Origin of the sequence: Vibrio sp. 10N.261.52.A1 (assembly GCF_002876325.1) — a bacterium.
Classification (GTDB): domain Bacteria; phylum Pseudomonadota; class Gammaproteobacteria; order Enterobacterales; family Vibrionaceae; genus Vibrio; species Vibrio chagasii.
Map to the genome: position 1 here is coordinate 1 of NZ_MCYD01000032.1, position 4000 is coordinate 4000.

Here is a 4000-nt window from a genome sequence, read left to right on the forward strand (position 1 = left end):
GCCTTGTACTAGAGTGGTTAGCCAATTATTTTTGGCCTTACACTCGCATCTCAGCAATGCTGATGGTGATGACGGTCACCGGTGCACGTTTTGTGTCGCCGCGTATTCGTTTGTATTTAGGTTTAGCAATCACCTTCGCAGTGATGCCTGCGATTCCCGCGGTTCCAAAAGAGATTGAACTGCTCTCTTTCCAAGGCTTCCTAACTGTCTTTGAGCAAATTGTGATTGGTGTGGCGATGGGGTTTGTCACCCAGTTCATGATTCAAACCTTTGTTATGCTCGGTCAAATCCTCGGTATGCAATCGAGCTTGGGTTTCGCCTCTATGGTCGACCCTGCAAACGGCCAGAACACGCCGGTATTGGGTCAGCTCTTCATGTTACTTGCGACCATGTTCTTCTTGGCGACCGATGGTCATTTGAAGATGTTGCAGCTGGTGGTCTTCAGTTTTAAAACTCTGCCGATTGGCAGTGGATCTCTGACTTCGGTCGATTTTCGCGAGCTAGCATTATGGCTCGGCATTATGTTCAAAGCGGCATTGGCGATGTCGCTGTCGGGAATTATCGCGCTGCTGACGATAAACTTGTCATTCGGTGTAATGACACGTGCTGCGCCTCAGCTAAATATCTTTTCTTTGGGTTTTGCATTTGCGCTACTCGTGGGTCTGTTACTTTGTTGGTACATCCTTGGCGGCTTGTATAGTCATTATGAGCTATTTTGGATGCAAGGCGAGCAACAGATATGTCGTCTAATCCGGTTAGATTGCTAGGAGACTGAAATGGCAGAGTCAGACGGTCAAGAACGCACAGAAGACGCCACGCCCAGACGCTTGCAACAGGCCAAAGAGAAAGGGCAAGTTGCAAGGTCAAAAGAGCTGGCGTCAGCATCGGTATTAATTGTCGGTGCCGTTGCACTAATGTGGTTTGGTGAATCGATGGCGAAGGCGCTGTTCGAGGCCATGCAACGCCTGTTCTCTTTGAGCCGCGACGAAATCTTTGATACCAACAAGCTGCTGGAAATCGCTGGCGGCGCGTTGGTGAACTTGCTGTTTCCGCTGTTCTTAATTCTGATCACTTTGTTTGTTGCGGCTGTTATTGGCGCGGCAGGGGTTGGTGGGATTAACTTTTCGATGCAAGCTGCGATGCCAAAGGCGTCAAAGCTCAATCCACTCAGTGGTATCAAGCGTATGTTTGGCCTGCAAAGCTGGGTTGAACTGATTAAATCGATTTTGAAAGTGGCGCTGGTATCGGGGATGGCTGTTTATCTGATTCAAGCCTCTCAACATGACTTAATGCAGCTGAGCATGGATGTCTATCCGCAGAATATCTTTCACGCCTTGGATATCTTGCTTAACTTCATTCTCCTAATCAGTTGTTCTTTGCTAATTGTGGTGGCCATCGATATCCCATTCCAGATATGGCAACACGCCGATCAATTAAAGATGACCAAGCAAGAAGTGAAAGACGAATTCAAAGACACCGAAGGTAAGCCTGAAGTGAAAGGTCGAATTCGTATGTTGCAAAGAGAAGCGGCTCAGCGTCGTATGATGGCAGATGTGCCTCAAGCGGACGTGATTGTCACCAACCCAGAGCACTTCTCGGTGGCTTTACGCTATAAGCAGAATCAAGATAAAGCGCCCATTGTGGTCGCCAAGGGTGTAGATCACATGGCGATGAAGATCCGTGAAATTGCCCGTGAAAATGATATCTATATTGTTCCAGCACCACCGCTGGCGAGGGCGCTTTATCACACTACAGAGCTTGAACAACAAATTCCTGACGGTCTGTTTACCGCCGTAGCTCAAGTGCTTGCATATGTGTTCCAGCTAAAGCAATATCGAAAACGCGGTGGCGAGAGGCCAAAACTGCAAGATTCTAATATGCCGATCCCACCTGATTTACGTCATTAGATCAATTACTTGAGCTCAGCCCTATGAAGCTTGATAATAGGGAGATTAATTAGCTTCTGTTAACCAACAAAGCGCTGATAATTTGACGTTCGATATTGGTACAGTGTTTGCTATATCAATCCCGAACATTATAAGCCGATCGTGGTAAACCTGATCACTATAAACCTTGTTGCTAAAACGTTGGCAACATAGCTTAGCCCTGAGCCCGATTTACTTGGCGAGAGGCGACAACATAGCGAAACTATCTAGATTTATGAAATTCTCCCTGCCTTTTGCGGACAAGCTACCAAAAATCCCTAACCGTGCCATGCCTGCGATTGGTGCGCCCGTTATGGTACTTGCCACGCTGGCGATGGTGGTGTTGCCAATTCCTGCATTTTTGCTGGATATGTTCTTCACCTTCAATATCGCACTCGCTATGGTTGTGTTACTGGTGTCGGTTTACACACGAAGACCTTTAGATTTCGCCGCTTTCCCGACCGTCCTTCTTATTGCAACTCTGCTTCGATTGGCTTTGAACGTTGCATCTACTCGTGTGGTTCTACTGCACGGTCACGAAGGTGGCGATGCTGCGGGTAACGTGATTGAAGCGTTCGGTAACGTGGTTATCGGTGGTAACTACGCGGTTGGTTTAGTGGTGTTTTTGATCTTAATGATCATCAACTTCATGGTTGTTACCAAAGGTGCAGGCCGTATCTCGGAAGTAAGTGCGCGTTTCACCTTGGATGCATTACCGGGTAAACAAATGGCAATCGATGCCGATTTAAATGCGGGTTTGATCGATCAAGATCAGGCGCGTCTGCGACGTTTTGAAGTAACCAAAGAGGCCGATTTTTACGGTTCGATGGATGGTGCTTCGAAGTTCGTTAAAGGTGATGCGATAGCGGGTATTTTGATCCTGTTCATCAACATTATTGGTGGCTTGAGTATCGGTATGGCTCAATTTGGTTTGGGTTTCGGTGAGGCTATCGAAATCTACACCCTACTGACGATCGGTGATGGTCTGGTTGCACAAATTCCATCTTTATTACTGTCGATCGCTGCTGCGATGATGGTAACGCGTCAAAATACCGATGAAGACATGGGCCAACAGCTCATCTTCCAGATGTTCGACAATCCAAAAGCCTTGATGATCACAGCGGCGATTCTCGGTGTGATGGGGATTGTTCCGGGCATGCCACACTTCTCGTTCTTGAGCCTGGCGGCAATAGCTGGTGGTGCGGCTTATTACATCGATAAGAAACAGAAGAAGAAGGCATTGGAGCCGAACCTCCCTGCGGCTGTTGAAGCCAGTGGCGAGACGGGTTCACAAAAAGAGCTCTCTTGGGATGACGTTCAACCTGTTGATATTATTGGCCTAGAAGTGGGCTATCGCTTGATTCCTCTGGTAGACAGAGACCAAGGTGGGGAACTACTAGAGCGCGTAAAAGGCGTGCGTAAGAAGTTGTCTCAAGATTTCGGCTTCTTGATCCCAGCAGTACACATCCGTGACAACCTAGAGCTGACACCAAACAGCTACCGAATCACCTTAATGGGTGTTGCGGTAGGTGAGGCTGAGATAAAGCCGGATATGGAACTCGCGATTAACCCGGGCCAAGTGTACGGGATGATCGACGGTGAGCCGACTATCGATCCGGCATTTGGTCTCGAAGCGGTATGGATTCGTGAAGAGCAACGTGAACACGCTCAGGCTCTTGGCTACACCGTAGTTGACTCGTCGACCGTACTAGCAACCCACCTAAGCCAACTGCTTACTAACAATGCGTCGCAGCTTATTGGTCATGAAGAGGTTCAGAATCTACTTGAGATGCTTAGCCGCTCAACACCTAAGTTGGTTGAAGGGTTTGTACCGGATCAGCTGCAGCTTGGTGTGGTAGTGAAAGTGCTACAAAATCTGCTTAATGAAGCGATCCCAATCCGTGATATCCGAACCATAGTCCAAACTTTGTCGGAGTACTCGAGCAAGAGTCAAGAACCTGACATATTAACGGCGGCTGTTCGTATCTCATTGAAACGACTAATTGTTCAGGAAATCAATGGGATAGAGCCGGAATTGCCTGTAATAACCCTAATTCCTGAGCTGGAACAAATCT

3 protein-coding genes are annotated in these 4000 nt (G+C 47.9%); all 3 read left to right on the plus strand.

Going from position 1 to position 4000, the window contains the following annotated elements; translation table 11 throughout:
- Nucleotides 1-767 (plus strand): flagellar biosynthetic protein FliR (fliR, locus tag BCT81_RS00410; protein WP_102422953.1); only part of this gene is annotated, 767 nt, incomplete at its 5' end.
- Between the two features lie 9 nt (nucleotides 768-776).
- Nucleotides 777-1907, plus strand: coding sequence for a flagellar biosynthesis protein FlhB (gene flhB, locus BCT81_RS00415; protein WP_102422954.1), 1131 nt, complete (start codon nucleotides 777-779; stop codon nucleotides 1905-1907).
- A gap of 253 nt (nucleotides 1908-2160) precedes the next feature.
- The coding region (gene flhA, locus BCT81_RS00420) for a flagellar biosynthesis protein FlhA (RefSeq protein ID WP_102422955.1) at nucleotides 2161-4000 on the plus strand (1840 nt) is incomplete at its 3' end.

Coding starts and splice junctions, on each gene's coding strand:
- flhB (WP_102422954.1), top strand. CDS start 777: ATGGCAGAGTCAGACGGTCAAGAACGCACAGAAGACGCCACGCCCAGA.